General features: G+C 46.3%; 16 protein-coding genes. 13 read left to right on the top strand and 3 right to left on the bottom strand.

The window, feature by feature from the left end; genetic code table 11:
- Positions 1 to 381 precede the first annotated feature (381 nt).
- The 3 genes from BLS69_RS14640 to BLS69_RS14630 all read left to right on the top strand — a co-directional run bounded on the left by BLS69_RS14640 (position 382) and on the right by BLS69_RS14630 (position 3,215).
- On the top strand, positions 382 to 1,038 hold the full coding sequence (locus BLS69_RS14640) for a response regulator transcription factor (protein WP_017689577.1): 657 nt from the start codon (positions 382 to 384) through the stop codon (positions 1,036 to 1,038).
- 136 nt (positions 1,039 to 1,174) lie between these two features.
- The gene (locus BLS69_RS14635) at positions 1,175 to 2,398 is read left to right on the top strand and encodes an aminotransferase-like domain-containing protein (protein WP_091032695.1); all 1,224 of its coding nucleotides are present in this window, start codon (positions 1,175 to 1,177) and stop codon (positions 2,396 to 2,398) included.
- 190 nt (positions 2,399 to 2,588) lie between these two features.
- Positions 2,589 to 3,215, top strand: coding sequence for an FMN-dependent NADH-azoreductase (locus BLS69_RS14630; protein WP_091032692.1), 627 nt, complete (start codon positions 2,589 to 2,591; stop codon positions 3,213 to 3,215).
- Positions 3,216 to 3,327: 112 nt separating this feature from the next.
- Here the strand turns inward: BLS69_RS14630 and BLS69_RS14625 are convergent, their stop codons facing one another.
- Complete coding sequence (locus BLS69_RS14625; RefSeq protein ID WP_091032689.1) at positions 3,328 to 4,173, bottom strand: DUF2161 domain-containing phosphodiesterase; 846 nt, start codon at positions 4,171 to 4,173, stop codon at positions 3,328 to 3,330.
- Between the two features lie 361 nt (positions 4,174 to 4,534).
- Here BLS69_RS14625 and BLS69_RS14620 point away from each other — a divergent pair, with 361 nt between their 5' ends.
- The 7 genes from BLS69_RS14620 to BLS69_RS14590 all read left to right on the top strand — a co-directional run bounded on the left by BLS69_RS14620 (position 4,535) and on the right by BLS69_RS14590 (position 15,439).
- A complete protein-coding gene (locus tag BLS69_RS14620; protein ID WP_036610009.1) occupies positions 4,535 to 6,430 on the top strand; it encodes a PrkA family serine protein kinase in 1,896 nt (631 codons plus the stop codon).
- A 244-nt stretch (positions 6,431 to 6,674) separates the two neighbouring features.
- Positions 6,675 to 7,682: a globin-coupled sensor protein gene (locus BLS69_RS14615; RefSeq protein WP_091032687.1), complete on the top strand. Its 1,008-nt coding sequence runs from the start codon at positions 6,675 to 6,677 to the stop codon at positions 7,680 to 7,682.
- A 128-nt stretch (positions 7,683 to 7,810) separates the two neighbouring features.
- A complete protein-coding gene (locus tag BLS69_RS14610) occupies positions 7,811 to 8,815 on the top strand; it encodes a LacI family DNA-binding transcriptional regulator (RefSeq protein WP_091032684.1) in 1,005 nt (334 codons plus the stop codon).
- A 264-nt stretch (positions 8,816 to 9,079) separates the two neighbouring features.
- A complete protein-coding gene (locus BLS69_RS14605) occupies positions 9,080 to 11,902 on the top strand; it encodes an endo-1,4-beta-xylanase (protein WP_176872717.1) in 2,823 nt (940 codons plus the stop codon).
- Between the two features lie 265 nt (positions 11,903 to 12,167).
- Positions 12,168 to 14,642, top strand: a complete 2,475-nt coding sequence (locus tag BLS69_RS14600; protein WP_091032680.1) for an EAL domain-containing protein — start codon at positions 12,168 to 12,170, stop codon at positions 14,640 to 14,642.
- A 281-nt stretch (positions 14,643 to 14,923) separates the two neighbouring features.
- Complete coding sequence (locus BLS69_RS14595; RefSeq protein WP_091032678.1) at positions 14,924 to 15,157, top strand: hypothetical protein; 234 nt, start codon at positions 14,924 to 14,926, stop codon at positions 15,155 to 15,157.
- Entirely contained in the window at positions 15,158 to 15,439 is a 282-nt protein-coding gene (locus BLS69_RS14590) for a hypothetical protein (protein ID WP_091032674.1), read from the top strand.
- Positions 15,440 to 15,577: 138 nt separating this feature from the next.
- Here the strand turns inward: BLS69_RS14590 and BLS69_RS14585 are convergent, their stop codons facing one another.
- Positions 15,578 to 17,014, bottom strand: a complete 1,437-nt coding sequence (locus tag BLS69_RS14585) for a SpoVR family protein (protein WP_091032671.1) — start codon at positions 17,012 to 17,014, stop codon at positions 15,578 to 15,580.
- Positions 17,011 to 18,180 carry a sporulation protein YhbH gene (gene yhbH, locus BLS69_RS14580; RefSeq protein ID WP_036609998.1) on the bottom strand — a complete coding sequence of 390 codons (1,170 nt, stop codon included), beginning with the start codon at positions 18,178 to 18,180 and terminating at the stop codon, positions 17,011 to 17,013. Before yhbH ends, BLS69_RS14585 begins: the two co-directional genes overlap by 4 nt.
- Positions 18,181 to 18,488: 308 nt before the next feature.
- Between yhbH and BLS69_RS14575 the strand changes: the two genes are divergently transcribed.
- The 3 genes from BLS69_RS14575 to BLS69_RS14565 all read left to right on the top strand — a co-directional run bounded on the left by BLS69_RS14575 (position 18,489) and on the right by BLS69_RS14565 (position 23,443).
- A complete protein-coding gene (locus BLS69_RS14575) occupies positions 18,489 to 19,823 on the top strand; it encodes an MFS transporter (protein ID WP_091032669.1) in 1,335 nt (444 codons plus the stop codon).
- A gap of 423 nt (positions 19,824 to 20,246) precedes the next feature.
- Entirely contained in the window at positions 20,247 to 21,515 is a 1,269-nt protein-coding gene (locus BLS69_RS14570) for a sulfotransferase family protein (protein ID WP_091032666.1), read from the top strand.
- Positions 21,512 to 23,443 (top strand): asparagine synthase-related protein, encoded by a 1,932-nt coding sequence (locus tag BLS69_RS14565; RefSeq protein WP_091032664.1) that lies wholly within the window; start codon positions 21,512 to 21,514, stop codon positions 23,441 to 23,443. Before BLS69_RS14570 ends, BLS69_RS14565 begins: the two co-directional genes overlap by 4 nt.
- The last annotated feature ends 16 nt before the right edge of the window (positions 23,444 to 23,459 follow it).

Here is a 23,459-nt window from a genome sequence, read left to right as displayed (position 1 = left end):
CCCCTATTGATTACGCAAAAATGAAATTCTTTACTTAATAGAGTAAAAAGAGATTGCATCGGAAGGAAGTCCTAGGATACAATTTCTTATAGATGCAATAAGTAGGAACTTTGGGCAGGTTTTTCGACTTTTTTAGATAGAAATGCAGGAAATTTATACTATATTTTGACCTTTCCGGGGATGGGAAGATGGACGTCATGGTGTTTTTATAACAAAATACAGTGAAAATAGAGCTTTTTTATCGGCTGCCTCCTGTATTTTTCTGTTTTTCGACATAATCCGACCTATGCTTCTTCTATACTCGGACTGTCGCATAGACAATGGAAATATCATGATAGAAGCTAGAAGTTATTTGTCCAATACATAACAGGGGGAACAACAATGAAAAAAGTATGGCAGGTGGTCATCATAGATATCCACCCCACCAGCATGCTCGGTACAAAATTGATTTTGGAAGAGCAGCAAGATCTGACGGTACGTGGCATGACTTCGACCGGAACAGAAGGGCTCGATCTGGTGAATATTCACCAGCCTGATCTGATTCTCATGGATTATCGTCTTCCAGAGGGCCAGGCAGATCAATATATTGCCCAGATGAAGAATCTGTCAGCTCACAGTCACATCATCATTTTGACGGATGAAGACAATGTGAAGCTGTTTCGTCATCTGATGAGCCTTGGTGCAAGCGGCATGTTATCCAAACAGGCTTCCCCTAGCCAGCTGATTCATCTGATCTCTGGATTACGTGAGGGCCATGTGTCCATTCCATTGTCGTGGTTAAACAGTGCGGAGTGGGCGCAACCTGTGGAGTCTCCGACAGAAGCACGTGTCATTGAATTAACAGAAACCGAAACTTTTATCATGGAAAGAATTGTTCAGGGTGTAACCTATGATAAAATAGCGAATGAGATCAACGTTAGCAGACGTTCCATTGATAATTACCTGCGTAAAATATACGTGAAGCTGGAAGTAAGCAGTAGAGCACAGGCCATTGAACGTTATGCCTTGCATGCAAGACAAGTGAAGACGGGATCCTGACGAAACAGGTTGGTTCTTCCCATGATCACAACAGTTCTGTATGCATCCGGTCATATTCGATGGCGCGCAGGAATAGGTTGTAGGGCTGCGGACTGCGAGTACAGTTTCGGAATAGGGACGAAAGGGGAACGGATCGATGAAATATTTCTTTGCTTCCCGTACCAACAGGCTTTTGTCATCACCACTGAGGGATATACGTGAGATGTCTGGCAGGGATTATTTCATTTCTCTGGCAGAAGAATTGCCTGCTGAGGAGTTGTTTCCTTTCAAATTGTTGGAAGAAGCAGCCGTGTCTGTCTTTAGTTCAGGCCCCTCTGCATTGCAATATGGAGAGCCAGCAGGCTACACACCCCTAAGAGAGTGGTTGAACAAAGACTGGAATGCACGCAAAGGCATACGAACGGTACCCGAGCAGATTCTGTTGACCACTGGTACCCAGCAGGCCATCGATCTGGTGATGCGTCTATTGCTTGAGCCAGGAGATTCTGTACTGGTTGAACATCCCACATCTCCAGGCTGTCTTGAGGTATTGGAGATGCAAGGAGCCAAGATTGTGCCCGTAATGGGTGATCGGGACGGCATACTGCCAGACCTTTTGGAGCAACACATGCAGCAGGTTAGACCGAAGCTGCTTTTTGCTGCACCCAGTTTCTCGAATCCGACCGGTGCTTTGTGGAGTATGGAGCGGCGGGAGGCTGTCCTTGAGCTGTGTTCGCGCTATGGTGTACTGCTTGTGGAAGATGATTCTTACGGAGAGCTCCATTTCGATGGCCTTGAGCCAACGGAATTCTATCGTAAATATCCTTCACTCTTTGCACTGGATACTGCCGATCAGGGTGGACATGTTCTCTACATTGGTTCATTCAGCAAAACAGTAGCGCCCGCTCTTCGAACCGGATGGGCTGCTGGACATCCTGCGCTGATTCAGGCAATGGCCTCGGTTAAACGAATTGCAGATGGTCAGTCCAGTCCGATGAATCAGCGGCTGTTGTATCAATTGCTTGCCCATTCCCCTTTTCGTTGGAGTGATCACCTATCCATGTTGAATAGGGAGTATAAGACAAGACTCAAACTGATGCTTGAACTGTTGAAGAGACCGGGCTGGAAAGGGTGTCAGTACAACATCCCTCAGGGCGGAATGTATCTGTGGGTACAGTTGCCTGAAGGTTTGGATAGTGGCGCTCTGCTTAAGGCGGCTTTGCCCAAAGGTGTATCTTTTCTTCCTGGATCGCTATGCTCCACAGGTGTACAGGATCAACGTTACATTCGATTGAACTTTAGCCATCCAGGCCGGGATGAATTGCTGCTTGGCATGAACCTGATCAGTGAAGCCATTTCCGAATTTACGGCTCGTAGCTAAGTCAGATCAACAAATAGATTGTAGCAAAAATTAAAATTGGTCCATGACCAAAGTGATTACGTTATTGCATCCACTAACATTTTTATATATAATATGTATTAATGAGTTGTTGGTTTCTTTATATAAGCTACAATGGTGGCCAGTTCAGAAAAAGCACTCATATATTTTATTTAACGGGGGAAAATTCAACATGTCTAATATTTTATTCGTAAAAGCAAATGACCGTCCTGCAGATCAAGCAGTCAGCGTTAAATTGTACGATGCATTCTTGAGCGCATACAAAGAGTCCCACCCAGGTGACACAGTTACTGAGCTGGATCTCTACAATACAGATATTCCTTACTATGGCAACACTGTAATTACAGGTGGCTATAAAGCAGCAAACGGCATTGAAGCAACTGCTGAAGAGCAAAAAGCTGCAGCGCTTGCTGCACAACTGCAAGATCAATTTTTGGCAGCAGACAAAGTGGTATTTGCATTCCCACTCTGGAACTTCACTGTTCCTGCTCCACTGGTAAACTACATCTCCTACCTGAGCCAAGCTGGTAAAATGTTTAAATACACAGCTGAAGGCCCTGTAGGTCTCGTAGGCGACAAAAAAGTGGCATTGCTGAACGCACGTGGTGGCGTTTATTCCGTAGAGCCAATGGCTTCTGTTGAAATGTCTGTTAAATATGTAACTAACGTATTGGCTTTCTGGGGCATTCAAAACCCTGAATTGGTTATCGTTGAAGGACATAACGCTTCTGCAGATCGTGCTGAAGAAATCGTTACTGCAGGTCTGAAATTGGCTTCCGAAGTAGCAGTAAAATTCTAATAACAATCTTCTATATAGAACACATCAAAACACCTGTAGTCTCCAGTGGAGATTACAGGTGTTTTTTTTGCATTCTCATTTTTTTCACATCCGTTACTTCAGATGATTCGGTTCAGATCTTGCCTGTATTTTTTAAGTAAAACTCCGCTGCTTCAGCGATGTGTGCAAGGTCGTCCTTATTATCACCAGATACAGAATACGTTACATCGAGTTCATTAATGGTTCGTTCAATCATATCATTATCCTCAAGCATGTGTGCATGCTCGGTTAACGCCTGTACTCCCTTAATTGTCAGAATATACTTTCCGCGGGAGAGGCGTTCAAACCAGCCATAATAATTTTTTTGCAGAATCGCCGCTGCAGAACCTACACCTGTCTGTCTGGCAAGATTGGCAGGAGAGGCTTCTCCGTTCGTCCGTAGAGCGGATGCGACGCGTAAGGCCTTCTCACGATATGCGGTGACCAGCTGTCTGCGTGTACTGCCTCCCGTATTGTAGTCTCCGCTGCGTTCATCGAATTCCTTAAGCAAACGTTTCCGCCGAATACCGCTTTTGCGGGTAACTTGATTGTGGCTAGTGAGGGCCGTCTGGGCAGATGGTTCGCACAGTACATCAATCAGGGGAGCTTTGGTTTTGTAAAATGTGACAGTCAGCAGCCCCAGACCGAGTTGTGTGCATAGTGCGGTCAGTTCGCTCCAGCGTTGGTTCACAGCTCCGCGTTTGCTGCGATTACGTTCGACGGCCAGATACACAAACGGGCTAAGCTTCAATCGCTGCATGCCCTGCAACAACAGGGAGAGGTTAAATGTTTTTTTCATTTCCACAATGAGTGGTTCGTTCTGGTCCGATCTGACCCCTACGAGGTCACAATGTCTGACTTCCGCCTTGACGTCGAAGCCACGCTGCTCGAAGAAAGCCTTCACAGGCGAATATAATTCTGTTTCGTATTTCACTGCCATCGTCCGTGCTCCTTTCCAGAAGTGGCCTGTCTCTGACCATGTGTTGTCCGGTGTCCTGAATTTAGAACCCTCATTATATCATATTCGTTCTTTTTTTTCTGAAGGCACAAGATGTCTGATAGAACAGGGAAAAGCCAAAATTCGAAGCAGTTGATTGAAAAAAAGAGGTCAACTTATCCGAATTGCCGCATAGGTATGTAATACACTTTTCACAACAAAACAAGACGTTTGGACAGAGGGTGGCGGGACTACACAGGACCGCAAGATTGGTATTCAAGCAGGAGCCGCAATTCTATTGATTTCTTCATACCATTCGGAATGGTTGACAATCACACTAAAGGAGCCATGGGAGGTACCAAGCATGAATATTTTTGAACGCGTTGCGGAACATCGGGCAGAGAGTGACCGTTTGACATGGAACGGAACATTTGAAGATTATATTGCACTGCTGAGAGAGGACCCGACTCCGGCAATGACGGCTCACGCCAGAGTGTATGAGATGATTGAATCGTTTGGGGTGGAAGAAGTAGGTGGGCATAAGCGGTACAAGTTTTTTGAACAGGAGATCTTTGGACTGGATCGTTCGATTGAAAAGTTGGTTGAAGAATACTTCCACTCGGCAGCACGTCGTCTGGATGTACGTAAACGGATCTTGCTCCTGATGGGTCCCGTAAGTGGAGGGAAATCGACGCTGGTGACGCTGCTGAAGCGGGGGCTTGAACAGTTCTCGCGGACAGAGAAAGGTGCCATATACGCCATTGATGGATGCCCGATGCATGAGGAACCGCTGCATCTGATTCCACTGGAGCTTCGTCCTGAAGTGGAAAAGGAAATTGGAGTCCGTATTGAGGGTAACCTTTGCCCATCCTGCCAGATGAGACTCCGTACCGAATATGGTGGTGATATCAGCAAGGTGCCGGTGGAACGGGTCATTGTTTCCGAAGATAATCGGGTGGGGATAGGAACGTTCAGTCCATCCGATCCGAAATCACAGGATATTGCCGATCTGACGGGTAGTATCGACTTCTCCACCATTACCGAGTTTGGTTCCGAATCCGATCCACGTGCCTATCGTTTTGATGGGGAGTTGAACAAGGCGAACCGTGGGTTGATGGAGTTCCAGGAGATGTTGAAATGTGATGAGAAATTCCTGTGGAATCTCCTGTCGCTCACGCAGGAAGGGAACTTCAAAGCTGGACGCTTCGCCTTAATCAGTGCGGATGAAATGATTGTGGCGCATACAAATGAATCAGAGTATAAATCTTTTATCTCCAACAAGAAGAATGAGGCACTGCAATCCCGGATGATTGTCATGCCGATTCCGTACAATCTGAAAGTGTCCGAGGAAGAGAAAATCTATGCCAAGCTCATTCAGCAAAGTGACATGAAGCATGTTCATATTGCACCGCATGCACTGCGGACTGCAGCCATTTTTTCCATACTTACCCGCTTGAAGGAAACGAAGAAACAAGGCATGGATCTCGTTAAAAAGATGCGCATGTATGATGGTGAAGAAGTGGAAGGATACAAAGAAGCCGATCTGCGCGAGATGCAAAATGAGTATTTGGATGAAGGGATGTCCGGCATTGATCCACGGTATGTCATTAACCGGATCTCAAGTGCTTTGATCAAGCAAAATCTTCAGTGCATTAACGCGTTGGACATTCTGCGGGCGATCAAAGACGGTCTGGACCAACATGCCTCGATTACAAAGGAAGAGCGGGAGCGTTATCTGAACTTCATTGCTCTTGCACGTAAGGAGTATGATGAACTGGCCAAGAAGGAAGTGCAGAAAGCATTTGTGTACTCATTCGAGGAATCCGCAAGAACGTTATTCGAGAATTACCTCGATAACATTGAAGCATTCTGCAACTGGTCCAAGATTCGTGACCCGCTCACGGATGAAGAGATGGACCCGGATGAGCGTCTAATGCGATCCATTGAGGAACAGATCGGGATCTCCGAGAATGCAAAGAAAGCGTTCAGAGAAGAGATTCTGATCCGAATCTCGGCATACTCCCGCAAGGAGCGCAAGTTCGAATACAGCAGCCATGACCGTTTGCGTGAAGCGATTGAGAAGAAGTTGTTCACCGATCTGAAAGACATCGTCAAGATCACAACCTCAACCAAAACACCGGATGCAACCCAATTGAAACGTATGAATGAAGTCATTAAACGCTTAATTGAGGAACATGGATACACCGCAGCCAGCGCGAATGAACTGTTACGTTATGTGGGCAGTCTGCTTAACCGCTAATCGGCAACGAACCATTCCGGATCAGGCTCCTGATGCCTGTTGTGAGGCTCCTTCACAGCAGGGTCAGGGCCTTTTTAATTACATGAAGGTCATATTAATCTAAAAAAGCTGACAAATAAGGTTAATTTTAAAGAGAATTAGTTCTAATGGTATATGTATATTTAGGTATTTTAGTCTATAATCAATACATATATTTACAATTTAAAGTAATTTAGTGTTTATTAAGGAGCTGACTGAACCAGATATGAGCAGTATTTCCGCAACAAGACAGAAGCAACTTGATTACATGGGATTAACCGCAGGGGATCTAAAACTGCTTGCCGATCATCGGCCTGTTTTTAAAAAAGTCGTTAATGAAGTGGTAGATCATTTCTACAATCATGTGGGAAATTATCCTGAATTGGTAGATCTGATCGCAAGATTCTCTACCATTGATCGTCTAAAAGAAACACAGAAGATGTACTGGTTATCGATGACCGATGGAATCGTGGACGACGCATATATTGAGCAACGGATTGCAATTGGGCTTGTGCATTCCCGTATTGGCCTGTCCGAAGATTATTATCTGGGTACCTATATGGTATACCTAGATATTGCAACGAGCATATTCCAACAGGTTATCCCTGATTCCTGGCATCTTGTCATTCAGGCGCTCAGCAAAATGTTTAATCTGGATTCACAGCTTGTCCTTGAAGCCTATGAGAAGAAAGAAAAAGAAAAGTTACATCAGCTTGCCGATGACCAACAACATACGTTGCAGGCGATTACGCAGATTACCCAAGAGCTTACAGGCATGATTAGTGAATTAAATGAGAGTGCAATGGCTATATCGAGTGTAGCCAAAGAAACAGCGGCTTCTCAGGATCAGGCTCAAATTCTGCTCACGGAATTAACAGGGGAGATCCAGCAGATCGGAAAAATGGGTGAACTCATTCGCGAGATATCGGATCAGAGTCATCTTGTCGGTCTGAATGCAGCGATTGAAGCTGCTCATGCAGGAGAGTTCGGACGTGGCTTCGAAGTGGTTGCCAGTGAGGTGCGCAAGCTTGCAGCCAGTTCTCGGGACGCCCAGGGTAAAATTCAGTCTAATCTGGAGCAGATCATGAAGAAACTGAGCAGTGTGCAGCAGGAGTCAGATCATACCTCTCGCGGAGCACGTAGCCAAGCTTCACGCTCAGCTGAACTCGCTGTATTTGCAACAACAATGGAGAAACTGTCTCTGGATTTGAAGAATCTGGAACAGCAGGAATAGAGCTTAAAAGCATTAGGAACCTTCCATACCGTTTCAGGCTGTTTTAAGCTATAATGGGTAGACAAACCTGCCGATGTTATAGAAAAGCAGCCGGAGACAGGGGATTTGAAAGAGGTTGAGGTGATCAGATGGCTTCTATCCATGATGTAGCCAAGGAAGCGGGAGTATCTGTTGCAACCGTTTCCAAAGTGATAAACGATTATCCTGATGTAAGTGAAAAAACACGCAAAAAAGTCAATATAGCCATCGAATTATTGAAATATCAACCCAATGTGGTCGCACGTGGACTTGTCAAACGCCGTTCATGGACGGTGGGAGTGCTGTTAACGGTTCCGTTTACGAACCCTTTTGTGTCGGAGTTGCTGGAAGGGATCAAAACAGCGCTGGAGAACAGTGGATATGATCTGGTCCGGTTGTCTACTCGATTCGATGATCCGGCGTACTCGTTCATCAAACATTGCCGTAGTCGTAATGTGGATGGGGTTGTGGTATTCGGGGAAGGCAGAGAAAACGCGAGTATTCAGGAACTGGTGGATGCAGAGATTCCAACGATGTTTATCGATACGGACATGTTGGGCAAGCGTGCCGGTTACATTACTACGGATAACGCGAACGGGATCTCGATGGGTGTCAAACATCTGCATGAGCTTGGGCACCGCAAAATTGCCTATATCTCAGGGACACTTGGACCTGCCGTAGCCAATCTGCGATTGGAAGGATATCGGGAAGGGCTGCGAGAATGCGGCATCCCGTATTCTACGGTATATCTGGAGATCTGCGATTATTCCTTCGACGGAGGAAGCAAGGCTGCCCGGCGATTGCTGGCACTTCAGGATCAACCAACGGGAATTGTCTGTGCATCAGACATGTCTGCGTTTGGTGCGATTCATGAAATTGAAAAGCATGGACTGAGTGTACCAGAAGATATCTCGGTTGTCGGGTTCGATAACACGTATTATGCTGAGGTATTCAAACCGGGGTTGACCACGGTGAATCAGAATATCTATTCCATCGGCATTAAGTCCATCGAATATCTGATTGCCATGATCGAGAATCCATCTTATTCTCCTCCTGTGGTGACGGAACCTTCCAATCTGGTCATTCGTCAGACGACAGCACCCTTAAAAGCCTAAATAGTAAAGATGTTTACACGAAGCACAGCTAATAAGCTGTGCTTTTTGCCGTTCTATATCTCATTTGGAAACATATGGTTTATGGAGTGGTGCAAGTCCTATAGTTTAACGGGTAAACAAAGTTCGCTGGCAATCGTATAATGAAAGTGCTTTCAATTTCTATTGAATAACGTCTATCCAATCCTGCACAACGATCTTGTAAAGGGCTGGCGCATGACAGAACAAAGGTTACTCTTCACAACCAACCAACAAGGAGGAGATCGGATGCATTTGAGAAAATGGTGGAGCTTGTGCTTGTCGGCTGTATTGATCTTCAGTTTGTTCCCAAGTGTGGGAACAGGAGGGGCACGTGTTTCGGCAGCGGACGTTAAGACTAGCGATGATGAAGTGCTGTTCGAGGCTAATTTTGAAGATGGTGTATTGGGACAATGGCGTCCACGTGCGAGTGAAAAGCTAGATATCGTAACGCAAGTAGGTCACGACAGTACACGCAGCCTGAGAACCTCTTCACGTACCGAAACGTTCCATGGACCCTTAATTGAAGTAATAGACCATGTACAAAAGGGCAGCACGGTTCATATTTCGTTTTGGGCCATGTACGATGAAGGACCGGACAGTCAGGTCATTAACGGTTCGCTTGAGAAAGAGTACAATAACGATGCTTCAAGTCGTGAATATGCTACGTTTGCCTCTGCAACTCTGAACAAGGGACAGTGGAAAAAAATCGAGGCAGATGTGGTGATCCCTGGCGAAAATAGCGGCATCACTGGATTCCGCATGTATGCAGAGACACCTTGGAAGACGTCAGCGGAAGTGACGCCGGCGGATACAATTACATTTTACGTGGATGATGTTCTGATTACGGAAGCCGAAAAAATTGAAATAGAGCCAAACATTCCGAATCTAGTGGATGTTGTGGGACAACACTATGCAATGGGAGCGGCAATCGACCAGTCTGCACTGGATGCAGAAGATCCACATTCCCAGTTGTTAACGAAACATTTTAATAGTATTACAGCGGGCAATTTTATGAAAATGGATGCGATGCAACCAAAGGAAGGGCAGTTTGTCTGGTCAGAGGCGGATCGTCTGGTGAACTTCGCCGCAGCAAATGACATGGAGGTAAGAGGTCATACACTGTTATGGCATAGTCAGGTGCCGGACTGGTTCTTTACCGATCCGAACGATGCTTCAAAACCTGCCACGCGGGAACAGTTGCTTGCACGGATGAAAACTCATATTCAGACCATCGTGACTCGTTACAAAGGAAAGGTTCATACATGGGATGTCGTCAATGAAGTCATCTCAGACGGAGGCGGCTTGCGGAATGGGGCCAGTAATTCCAAGTGGAAAGATATTATTGGGGATGTGGATGGCGACGGAGATGACAGTGATTACATTGAGCTGGCTTTCCGATATGCACGCGAGGCTGACCCTGATGCGGTATTGGTGATTAATGACTATGGAATGGAGGGCAATGGAAACAAGCTGAATGATATGGTGAAGCTTGTAGAGAAGCTGCTTGCTAAAGGAACACCGATTGATGCGGTTGGATTCCAGATGCATGTATCCATGTACGGACCGGATGTAAAGCTCATTCGTGAGGCTTTTGAGAAAGTGATCGCTCTTGGTGTGAATGTACAGGTTACAGAGCTGGACGTTTCGATCTATTCAAGTAATTCTGAACTGGAGATGCCTGTCACAGATGAATTAATGCTGCAACAGGCTTATCGTTATCGTGAACTGTTCGACCTGTTCGACGAGTTAGGAAAACGCGGTGTAATGGACAGTGTTACGGTCTGGGGACTTGCGGATGATGGTACATGGCTTGACAATCATCCAGTCAAAGGACGCAAAGATGCACCGTTGCTGTTTGATCGTAAATTGAAAGCGAAACCGGCCTATTGGGCACTGGTGGATGCTACCACTCTTCCGATCTATCGTAATGAATGGACAGCACTTAAGGCCAGCCCTTCTTTCCCGAATCACAAAGGACAGGAAGATATTCTTTGGGGTGCTGTGAAAGGACTTGAAATTAATCATCTGGCAGATGGTACATCTGCTGTTACGGGTGAGGCTCGTATGATGTGGGATGCCAAAAAGGTGAATTTACGAGTGGAAGTGAAGGATACCACACGTCGCAAAGGGGATCAGGTGCAGGTTTTCCTCGCGGAAGAAGTCAAGGGGACAGGCGCTGCAACTTCTGAAGCTGATCTGTCTGCCAAGAAGAAAAATCCGTCGTCTGCAAATGGTCAATATACATTTAAACGGGATGGCGGTAAAGGCAAAGATAAAAATACTTACAACGTACAGGAGACAAAAACCGGGTATGTTGTATACGCATCACTGCCTATGTCAGCTGCTTTACTTACCGAAGGCCAGGTCTTGTCTCTGGATTTTCGGATTACGGATGAACATGCTGCTGGAAAGACAGCGACCATTGTTTGGAATGATATTTCCAATCAGCAGCCCGACAAACCAGCCAACCGGGGCAAACTGAAGCTCGGTTCTGTCTTGAAACAAACCAAGGTCACTTATGGCAAACCTGTCATTGATGCAAAAAAGGATAACGTCTGGAAAAAGGCTGCATCTGTTAAAACGGATGTCTGGGTGGTCGGAAACTCCGGTGCAACGGCAACTGCACAGCTGTTATGGGATGAGAAATACCTGTACGTATTGGCAGATGTGACGGATCCTTTGCGAAGCAAATTAAGTTCTAATGCACATGAGCAGGATTCGATTGAGATTTTTATCGACCCGAGCAAAGATCAGACAACATTCTATCAGGAGGATGACGCCCAGTACCGGGTCAATTTTGATAATGAGGCTTCTTTTGGAGGAAATGCACGTAAAGAAAGCTTCAAATCAGCTACTCGATTAACAAGCGGAGGGTATACAGTTGAAGTGGCAATCCCACTAGATAGCGTTCGTGCTGAAGGCCAAAGATGGATTGGATTTGATCTGCAAGTTAATGATGATGGCGCGGGGGATGGCAAGCGAAGCAGTGTGTCCATCTGGAGTGATTCATCAGGTAATTCTTATCAAGATACTTCCGGTTTTGGCAGTCTGTTACTGACTCGCAAATAGAATATTCAGTTGTAAATTAGAATATGAGAATGTTAGCTATTCGACATCGTATATCTGGAAATAAGTGTTGATTTTAAAGGCTGGGACGTTTAGACTATATACATTCAAATAAACGGGTTCCAATGTATGACAACGGCTTCAACTAAGTCTGTGGTCACGAGTCAAATGATGCGGAGGGAGTGCCTGTCATCCAGACAGCGCACTCGCTTCTTTTTTACATTTTTGCATACATACAAGGCATTTCCCGGTTGAAAGGACAGAGTGAGTGGAGCACCTACATGGTACGTACAACTTAGAACTTGTTATTTTATCCTATATTATTGCATCGTTAGCTTCATACGCAGCCCTCGACCTTGCAGGCCGTGTAAGTCAGGCCAGCGGGATGGCGCGAAATGTATGGCTTACCTGCGGAGCAGTCTCGATGGGGTTGGGAATCTGGTCCATGCATTTCGTAGGTATGCTGGCTTTTGTTCTGCCTACGCAAGTCTCCTATTCCACCGGTAAGGTTGTTTTATCTGTTCTACTTGCTATTGTCGCATCGGGGGTGGCCTTGAACATTGCGGGTAGACAATCCGGCAGGATAAGCAAGCTCATGATTGCTGGAGTGCTGATGACAGCGGGGATCAGCTCGATGCATTATGTGGGAATGGCAGCGATGTCAACTCCGGTTACGTATGAACCAGGCAGAGTGGTGTTATCCATTCTGATTGCAGCGCTTGCTTCCTTTGCAGCATTGTGGCTTATGTTTTTCTTCCGTTATCATCAATCAAGACATACCTGGGTTTACAAGATGGGCAGCGGTCTCATTATGGGTATTGGAATCTCTGGCATGCATTATACCGGGATGTCAGCCGCACATTTCCATCACTCACATGGCTCGATGGCAAGTTCAGGTATGCAGATTGAGCCAGGCATTCTCGCCTACTTGATCGCATCGGGCACATTTATTGCTTTGGGCTTGACGTTGTTTGGCATATTTATCAATCAGCGAATGTCACAGAAAGATCGGCGGATTCATGAGAATGAGCAATGGTATCAGGCCCTGTATCATAACCATTCGGATGCTATTATTTCAGTGAATAAGGAAGGTATTGTCAAAGGGATTAATGCTGCTGTAACAACAATCACCGGATATCCTGAAAAAGGGGTCATGGATCGTTCCATTGATGAGATCGCTCAGCAAATCGATATAGAGTGGATAAGTGAATTTGATTCCATCGATTGGAATGATCATGGGCTGGAGCAGGCGCACTACATGGCCAAAATGAGAGACGTGCAGGGTGAACTTCTGGACCTTAGTATTGTTGTAGTTCCTGTTGTCATTGATGACAGACATGTGGGAAGTCACATTTTGATCAAAGACGTTACGGAGGAGAAACAGGCTCAGGAGAAGATTCGTCACCAAGCTTTGCATGATCCGTTGACGGGGTTGCCCAATCGGCGCAAGTTGGATGATGTGCTGGCTTGTACGATTCACGATTCAGCAGAAAAAGGGAATTCTTTTGCCGTTATGGTGATGGATATAGATCGTTTCAAGATGATTAATGACTCGCTGGGACATTCCATTGGAGATGTATTTCTAAGAGAAGTCAGCAGCCGGATCATGAAAGCCATAGAAGCTTCTGATCCCTTGGCTATGGAGAATGTCATGCTGGCCCGGATGGGCGGTGACGAGTTCACACTCGTTGTGACCCAGGATCAAGCGACAGAAGTAAGAGTGGCAGAACTTGCAAAACAGATTGTTGAAGCCATTCAGTTACCTTATCGACTGAAGGAAAATGATTTTTATGTGACCGCCAGCATTGGGATTGCGATGTATCCGGATCATGGAGTGGGCGTGGATGCTTTGCTGAAACATGCGGACTCCGCCATGTATGAAGTGAAGAAAAACGGCAAAAATGGCTTCCAATTCTACACTGCCCAACTGGATTCCGAACTATATGAACGCATTGAGCTGGAGGGTTATCTTCGTAAAGCTTTGGAACGCGATGAGATGGTCCTATACTATCAACCACAGATTCGTACCGAGGATAGCCGCATGATTGGTGTGGAGGCTCTTATTCGTTGGAATCATCCACTCAAAGGTCTGCTCGCACCCAATGTGTTTATCCCGCTTGCAGAAGAGACAGGCATGATCTATGAGATTGGCAACTGGACGCTGCGGGAAGCTTGCAGACAGATGAAGCTCTGGCACGCCAGTGGCGGACCGCTCATTCCGGTATCGGTTAACTTGTCCAGCCAGCAGTTCCACCAATCCAACTTGGTAGAACAGGTCAAGAACGCACTCTTAGAGACAGGGCTTGAGTCCCGATATCTGGAGCTGGAAATAACAGAGAGCATGATGATGGATGCAACGGTATCTACGGCGATTCTGAATGAACTGACAGCACTGGGTGTCAAGATCAGCTTGGATGATTTCGGTACGGGATACAGTTCACTGAGTTATCTGAAGCATTTCCCGATTCACAAGCTCAAGATTGATCGTTCATTCGTGACGGACATTACAGAGAGTCACAGTGATCAAGCCATTGTGGCGACCATTATATCGATGGCACAGAATCTCAAGATGGAAGTCATTGCGGAAGGCATTGAGACGAAAGGCCAACTGGATATTCTGATGCAGAATGATTGCCGGGAGATACAGGGGTATTATTTCAGTCGTCCACTGCCAGCAAGTGAAGTGGAGCATGATTTTTTTGTGCCGCTGCGATTGCAGGGTAATGGTGCACCACTGGTATAATCAGAGTGAACATTTCAATTAAAGGATCTTACAGTTTAGCTGAAGTATATCTTAAACGGCAAATCCCCAATCACGTATAGGGAACTTGCCGTTTTAGTTTTTAGAGCAGTTTGTAAGGGGAATGATTAGAAAAGAGGGAGTTAAAACCTGGTATATTTTATATGATTGATATTATTGGTAATCCTAAAATTGATGGCTGAGATGCAACATGGTTGTATGCTATAATTCAGGTAAAAGTTCTATTTAGCAGTTTAGCAATATCATTGAAGGAGGTTGTGAGGATGAATTTTAGTCTTAAAGCTCCTGATGGGACCGTCATTGAATCCTATGAGAAGGATCATAAGGAATTCATTCGTATTGCTGGTCTGGAATATGAAATCTATAACCCGGTGGATGAGCTAGACTCCGATCCGGAGATACGGCAAATGATTGAAGCTTCTGAGAAAGACATAAAACAAGGCAAGCTGTATTCAACAGATGACTTGATTGAACTGGTGAAGCGTGGTGAGCTGTAATTGATGGTTCAATGGACCGCCACGGCAATGAACCGACTTCGCCAGATCAAAAGCGAACATTTTAAAGATCAAGAAACGATGGAATACAAAATTAATCTCATTCGCCGTGTTGAAGAGAAGATTGTTACTATGGGAACAATGCTGCCGTCTCGTGAGTACCGCAACACGTACTACTGTTTTGTGGATCGATACGTTGTATCTTACAAGCTGTTGGACAACGGTGAGGGATATGTAATCACTTCTTTTAAGCATGGTGCAATGAAACGTAATTTTAAATATTAATTTTATAAATGCCAAGCGGCAAGTTCCTGTGTATGTCGGGAACTTGCCGCTTTTTTAGGTCTTATCTTTTATTAATCACTAATCTCACTCATGATAAGAGCATTTATATTTTAGTTTCAAATAGGATAATTTACAACCTCACAAAAACTTGCGGTGGTGTTTCTTACCATCATACGTAAACCAGATTGGTTTATCCTCGACACGTGTCTCCACATGTACGGTACGTCCCCAGAGGCGATACAGATAAGGCAGGGTGCGTTCCATATATTTCAGATCCAGCTCGATGCCCTCATATTGGTGTTTGAGCACGAGTTCACCGGTCCGAAGATAGTCAGCATCTTGCACGACTAAGTAAGGGGAGCCCCCGTTGACACGTGAAAATACGAGCTGATCCCGTATGTTCTCCCAAGACTTGTCGGTGATTTTCCAGTCCGGCCCTTTTTTCTCAAATACGTAGAGGTCGAGATCCTCGGTTAATTGTTTGGTCATGTAATTGCGGATAAAGGAGGTATCGGAATCGAATTCACGCACCTCGAACATTTTGGCGCGACCTTGCCCTGGTTTGCGGCCCCAACGTTCCTGTTCTTCACGGGTTGGGTTATCCCAGCGCCGTTCAATATCCTCGAAAATCTTCAGTCCCAAATAATACGGATTCAGACTTTGTTTCGATGGCTGCACCACGGAGGAGTTGAGTTTCGCAAATTCGATCGTATCCTCACTGTTCAGATCGAGTTCACGGATAATGCGTTGATGCCAGTAGGAGGCCCAGCCTTCGTTCATGATTTTGGTTTCCATCTGTGGCCAGAAATATAACATCTCTTCACGCATCATACTCATGATATCCCGCTGCCAGTCGGTCAACACTTCCGAGAATTCCTGAATAAACCACATGACATCCTTCTCCGGTTCAGGCGGAAAGTGATGGACCTGAATACCTTCGGCGGGTGCTTCTTCCGTCTGCACATCATCAAGCGACCATAGATCATCATAGCGACCTTCCGGCCGGGGTGCTTTCTCACCGCGCTGCTCCCGCATTTTCATTTCCATGTAGCGTTGTTTGTCCAAATGGCGGGGTTTAATGAGTTGTGGGTCCACATGTTCCTGAATCGCGATCACGGCATCGATAAATGCTTCAACGGCTTCCGTTCCGTACTCCATCTCATAATTGCTGATCCGATCCGCCGTAGCAGCCATGCTTTCGACCATATTACGGTTGGATTTGGAGAAGCGGGCATTGTTTTTGAAAAAATCGCAGTGTGCCAATACGTGGGCTACGATCAATTTGTTCTGAATCAGGGAATTGCCATCCAGCAGGAAGGCATAACAAGGGTTGGAGTTGATGACAAGCTCATAAATTTTGCTGAGTCCAAAATCGTATTGCATTTTCATCTTATGAAATGTTTTGCCAAAGCTCCAGTGGCTGAATCTGGTCGGCATGCCGTAGGCTCCAAATGTATAAATAATATCCGATGGGCAGATTTCGTACCGCATGGGGTAATAGTCCAGACCAAAACCATTGGCAATCTCCATAATCTCGGCAATAGCGTATTCTAGGTCGCGGATCTCATCTGTCATCTAACGCTGCCTCCTTCCCGTTTCTGGAAAAAGCTGCGCAAAGCTTTGTACACTTCGCCTTTTTCTTTGATCACATAATACATGAACTGATCCATCTTGATATGACGATAAGCCGACATCAGTGTACTGCTGCGGTTGTACTGATTCACTTCGCCGTATCCAAACATATTGCTACGCTTCATTAACTCACCGATCAGCTTCACACACCGTTCGTTATCCGAGGTCAGATTATCCCCGTCAGAGAAGTGGAAAGGGTAAATGTTGTAGCTGGAAGGTGGATACCGGCTGTCAATAATATCCAGTGCCTTCATATATACAGAGGAGCAGATGGTGCCTCCGCTCTCGCCACGGGTAAAGAACTCTTCTTCGGTTACTTCCTTGGCTTCCGTATGATGGGCGAGGAAAACAATCTCAACTTTCTCATACTGACGGCGTAGAAAACGAGTCATCCAGAAGAAAAAGCTGCGCGCGCAGTATTTCTCAAACGAACCCATGGACCCGGATGTATCCATCATGGCAATAATAACGGCATTGGATTGTGGAATGATTTTGTCTTCCCACGTCTTGTAGCGCAGGTCATCCGGACTGATGTGATGGATGCCTGGCGTACCGGTCGTTGCATTACGACGCAGATTCTCCAGAATGGTACGTTTCTTGTCAATATTGGACTGCATGCCTTTTTTGCGAATATCGTTGAAAACTACCGTATGTGTCTCAATCAGGTCTTTATCTTTCTGCTTCAGATCGGGTAATTCCAGCTCAGCGAAGAGCATATCTTCCAGTTCCTCAATACTAACTTCGGCTTCCACAATATCATGACCAGGCTGATCGCCAGCTTTTTCACCTTTGCCGGGTTTCTGCGAAGCAGATGGATCACGACCGATGACGTCTCCGACCTGACTGTCACCGTCTCCCTGACCGACATGTTTTTGCTTCTGGTAGTTATACACAAAACGGTACTCATCCAGACTGCGGATTGGTACCTTGATGATTTGTTTTCCATCAGACATGATGATGTTTTCTTCCGTAATCAGATCAGGCAGATTCTGCTTGATGACATCTTTCACCTTTTGCTGATGGCGCTGTTGGTCCTGGTACCCTTTGCGGTGAAGCGACCAATCTTCCTTCGACACGACGAACGAGTAAGGCTGGTGTGAATTTGACATGTAGGCACCCCCCATTGATTACGCGGCACAGTTTGGCCTGTCGGTAATTAAGTATATTCACGGGCGAGGACGATATGTGATGAGAGTGGATATAAAATGATACAATTACGCAAGTTCACCTCGGAGGTAAGGTGAGTCGTAAGAACAGAACTGCACCATTTTTTACAGAAACAGTGAACAAGTGTGATATCCTTCCTTTACAATAGGAGAAAGACATCGATCTGGCATCTAATAGAGGTTGTTTAAAAAGTCACTTAGACTTGTTGAACTCGCACTAATATAGAGATGCATGTAAAGGAAGGATTTATGTGAATAAAAAGGCGATCAAGGCTTGGATTATGTATGATTGGGCCAACTCGGCTTATGCGACAACTGTGCTGGCCGCAGTACTGCCTGTATTCTATGCTTCGGTGGCTGCAGCAACGCTGGATACGGATACCGCCGCCTCCTACCTGGCCTATACACACTCCATTGGCATGTTGTGCGTAGCTCTGCTAACACCGTTGTTAGGCACGCTAGCTGATTTGTCAGGACGGAAGGGCGACTTCCTGCGTGTATTTGCAATTATAGGTGTCCTTGCTACATTGGGATTCAGCGCAATCGGTGAAGGGGACTGGTTCCTTGCTTCCGCGTTGCTGGTCATATCCACGATTGGTTTTGCGGGTGGTAACACCTTTTACGATGCAATGCTGCCGGATCTGGTACCCGTGGAACGAAGAGACATGATATCCTCCAAAGGTTATGCTTATGGTTATATTGGAGGAGGCTTGCTGCTTGCAGTGAACCTGCTGATGATTCAGCAACCGGGCTGGTTCGGGATGAGCAGTACACTAGCAGGCACAAGACTTGCTTTCATCTCCGTCTCGTTGTGGTGGTTGCTGTTCTCGATACCGATCTTTCGCCATGCTCCGAGACGGCCTGCATCACCGGATCTGCCCGGAACGTGGACAGGGTATGCTGCGGTGGGCGTACGCAGACTGCGGCAAACCTTTCGTCAGATGCGGCGTTTTCCCCAGTTAATCCGCATGTTAGTGGCTTTCTGGTTTTTTAATGACGGCATTAATACCATCATTCTGATGGCTACGATCTATGGGACAAGTATAGGCATAGGCACAGCCGACCTGATGCTCGCGCTACTGTTAACCCAGTTCATCGGGTTCCCGTGTACATTGTTACTGGGAGCATGGGCACAGCGTTGGGGAGCAAAGCAGGTATTAATTGTTAGCTTATCGGTCTACATATGTATTGTGATTCTCGGTTATTTCATGACACAAGCGATCCACTTCTATGTGCTCGCCGGGTTGGTTGGTGTCGTGCAGGGTGTGAGTCAATCCACAGCGCGTTCCCTGTTTAGCAATCTGATGCCAGCAGGCAGAACAGGAGAGTATTTTGGTTTTGTGAATATTACAGGCAAATTCTCTTCGATCTTTGGTCCATTTGTGTTTGGTTATGTTGGGCAGATCACGGGTTCCACGCGTTGGGGTATTCTGTCGCTCATCTTCTTTTTCGTCGCGGGAATTGCTGTATTGTTAACCGTGAAGGTACAGAAGGGGATGCAGGATGCTACACGGGCAGATCAGGAAGAAGAGCGAACTAGGAGCGTTGGAGCTCCTGGGAAAAGTTCAGATGTAAGGTTTACCTGATGTTTGTTCACCCGTTTTCATATTAAGTTTCTCAACGGATTACGTATGGCTTCAGGCATTGTTCCTCACAGAACATGTCTGGAGCTTATTCGCGTTTGTGCAATCAGAACATAATTGATCATGAATAAGTGCTTAAATGACAGACAGCAGAATACAGTGAAAGAGTATGAATTTATGAAAAGGTGAAAATAAAAGATTGACATGATACATTTTGTATCATAGAGTAAAACTATAAATACATATTGTATCTGAGAGTTGTCGAATGTAACCATGTGTTTTGCTTCATTCCCGGGTGAACTTCCGACGGAATATTGCAAAATGCTGACCTATAGCGTGCATATTACTCGTTTTGCCAAACACAAAGGTAGAGTCTGGTCTATCCCAGCTACATATTTATACTAATGAACAGAGGAGAGGCTGCCATTGATCGATGCTCAAGGTAACGGACTTGTTTTCTTACTATGTGTTCCCCGCAGTGGTAGTTCCTTATCCACCGTAATGCTGCAAAATCATAGTCGTATATTTGCCACCCAGGAAATGTGGTTTCTGATGAATCTTGTCGATTTGCCCAAGGCTGATTCACGTGCTTATGGTGGCAGCTCCATCATTCGTCAGTTCTACAATGCCATGGTATCCGAGGATGTCTTCGAAAAGGCGTGCAGAAGTTTTGCTCTTGAGATCTACAATGGATTCCTGGAAGGGAGCGGAGCAGACTTCATCGTTGATAAATCTCCACGATACTATTACATGCTGGAATGGCTGGATCGTCTGTTCCCTCAGTCCAAGCGTATTCATCTCCAACGTAATCCTCTGGCCATAGCTGCATCATTCAAAAAGGTAAACCGCCACACAGGAGAAGGATTCGACCTGATTCATAGTCTGCAGAGCCCCAAATTAAATATGAAATCCGTAGATCTTACACTGGGTATGCTCCGCTTGAATGAGTATTTTGCCAAACCCCACTCCAATGCGTATGAATTGCAATATGAACGATTGGTTTCCAATCCTCAAGAAGAACTTGAGAAACTATGCGCGTTTCTGGGAATTCGATATGAACAGGGAATGGAGCAGTATGGACAGTTTCTGGACAGTGCCAAGTCTGACATGTTCTACAGTATGGGCGTGGGTGATCCTTTCCTCTCTTCGCATCAAGAGGCACATCAGGGTTCTGTTAACAACTGGAAAAACATATTAGAACCACATGAAGTTGAACTGTATTGCCGTGTGATGGGGGCAGATCTGTTCCACCGGATGGGATACAGTGAACAGCTGGCAGAAGCCGAACAATGGACGGGTGTACATTATGATGCAAGTCCAGATCAAGAGGTCATTGACCGAATCACGCATCAGTTGACAGCAGCGACCGGTTGCCAGTGGCAACCGCAATATCGAATGCAACCGGCAGATTCTGTCGTTCATGATCCGCTTGGGAATCTTAATGACCAAGTTGCCGAAGAACCGGAAAAGACAGACCCGACGCTAGCTGCACTGGTGACGATCAGACAGCTGCAAGCCGCATTACGGGCAGCAGATCATCGTCTGGAACGGGGTTACAGTGAGCGAGAACGCTTGAAAGTCCAGCTGGCTTCTGCTCAAAGCAAAATACAGCGTATCAAATCATGGGTACCATTTGGTCATCAGATCAGCGCCTGGGCTTCACAGCGCAAGATTCTACGGGGAGGCAAGTCATGAGCGCCATAGCAGGAATTGTTCACAACGATGGTCAGCAGGCGCTATGGGAAGACAGCTGGCGTCTGTACGCAAGCCTGGGGCATGTCCCTGCGGATACAACAGGGGTGTGGAAAGGCAACGAGGCGTTCCTTAGCTGTCACGCCCAATGGATTACACCGGAATCGGTTAGCGAGAAGTTGCCTTTATATGATGAGGAAAGTGGTCTGACCATCACGGCAGATGCGATTCTGGATAACCGGGAACAACTGGCAGATCAATTACAGATATCCAGAGCTGAACTGGCTATGTTGGCGGATAGTGAACTGATCTTGCGTGCCTATCAGCGCTGGGGAGACGATGTGGCTGTCCGATTACTGGGCGATTTTGTATTCGCCATCTGGGATGAGCGGAATCGCAAACTGTATGCAGCGAGAGACATTACAGGTATGAGAGCTTTTTATTACCGACATGATGGTTCACGTTTTGCTTTCTGCACACTCATGAATCCGTTGCTTGGGCTTGAAGGGGTACATAAAGAACTTGATGAGACTTGGCTGTCCGAATTCCTTGCCATTCCTGACATGCATGATTCAGCAGATATCAATTCGACCGTATATCGGGGAATAAGCCAACTGCCTTCTGCACATACACTTGTCTTCCGGGATGGGAGACTGGAACTGAAGCAATATCATCGCTGGAATGAAGTCGAACCTCTGAGGCTTAAATCCGATGGTGAGTATGTAGAAGCGTTTCGGGAGATCTTTGGGCAGGCGGTTGGATCACGACTACGAACGCACAGGCAGGTGGCTGCTGCTTTAAGTGGAGGGCTGGACTCGGGAGCCGTGGTTGGTTTTGCTTCCGGAACATTGAGAAGTCAGGGCAAACGGCTGCAGGCCTACAGTTATGTTCCCGTACCGGATTTCACAGATTATACGTCGAAAACGTTGCTCGCAGACGAACGGCCCTTTATACGTTCAACCATTAATCATGTCGGCAATATCACAGAGAACTACCTTGATTTTGAAGGCAGAAGTCCACTCAGTGAAGTAGATACCTGGCTCGACATTATGGAAATGCCTTATAAATACTTTGAAAATTCATTCTGGATTCGCGGATTCTATGAAAAAGCGAGCCAACAAGATGCAGGCATCCTGCTCACAGGCGCACGTGGTAATTTCACCATCTCCTGGGGCCCGGCTCTGGATTATTACGCCAGTCTACTGAAAAGTGGTCGCTGGTACCGCTGGTTCCGTGAGATGCAGCAGTATAGTGAACGAACCGGCATGCCCTTCTCCCGTATAGCTAAGATCACCGGGAAAAAGGCATATCCGGATTGGTTCAAGGCTCAGTCCAAAGGAGCAAGCCAGGCCGCGTCCGTGCAGTTGATCCATCCTGATTTTGCTCAAAGAACAGGTGTGCTGGAAAGACTCAAATCCATTATTGTTCTGCAGGGCGGTGCCCAGGCTGATGCACTCAAAGTACGTGCCGAGAAATTTAATAACCTGGCCATCGCCAACAAAAACGGTGCTGTAGCTACGAAATGTTCTCTGCGTTACCGGGCTTGGGAACGTGATCCGACAAGTGATGCCAGAGTCATCCGGTTCTGTCTGTCTGTACCGATTGAACAATATGTGAAACATGGGACGGATCGTTCATTGATTCGCCGGGCTACTTCACCGGAGTTACCTGACAAGGTCAGACTGAATCAACGGGTACGGGGTGTACAACCGGCGGATTGGCTGCATCGCATCATTCCGAGTTGGGATGCCTTTACGGCTGAGTTGCGTGCTTTGTGTTCTGACAGCAAGGTCGCTGGCATATTAAACACGGAGCGTATCAAATCTGCCCTGGCGAACTTTCCGAGTCCGAGACCAGAGCTTGCTTCACATCCAGATCTGCGATTGATGATGCATAGTCTGATTGTCTATCGGTTCATTCGGAAATTCTGAATGAGGGCACATGAAA

Source organism: Paenibacillus sp. CF095, from assembly GCF_900101225.1.
Classification (GTDB): domain Bacteria; phylum Bacillota; class Bacilli; order Paenibacillales; family Paenibacillaceae; genus Paenibacillus.
This window is presented reverse-complemented; position numbering and strand designations above follow the sequence as displayed.